At 72.0% G+C, this 450-nt stretch carries 1 pseudogene; it reads left to right on the forward strand.

The annotated features are described in order from the left end of the window. A pseudogene (locus CCN29_RS29185) lies at positions 1–376 on the forward strand (DUF6049 family protein); the annotation flags it as partial. Positions 377–450: the final 74 nt, after the last annotated feature.

Here is a 450-nt window from a genome sequence, read left to right on the forward strand (position 1 = left end):
GCTGTACACGCAGGACGGCCGGCCCTACGGTCAGCCCGTCACGTTCGACGTGAAGGTCACCGAGATCACCGCGACGGTGATGCTGGTCATCGGCGGCGGCGTGCTGCTGCTCGTCCTGGCCGGCTTCCGGATGTACACCCAGCGCAAGCGCGCCGCGGCCCGCAAGGCCGAGGAGCGGACGCAGGACGACGCGGCGGACGAGGCGGACGTGGACGCCGGCGAGGCGCAGAACCCCGAAGCCTCCGACAGGCGTCCCACCCAGGAGTCCGCGCCGGACACCCGGGAAGGCGCTCCGGAGCAGCCGAGTGACCCGGCCCCGGACACCGCACCGGAAAGCGCCGACCCGTCCGGCACGGGTGAGAGAGTGGACCGTTGAGGAAGTCGTGGCCGGTGGGCCAGGGACGATGAGGTGGGGTAACCATGAACGCGCCGTACGACGGTGACCGCGGC

Origin of the sequence: Streptomyces pseudogriseolus, assembly GCA_002154585.1 — a bacterium.
In the GTDB taxonomy this organism is placed as follows: domain Bacteria; phylum Actinomycetota; class Actinomycetes; order Streptomycetales; family Streptomycetaceae; genus Streptomyces; species Streptomyces pseudogriseolus.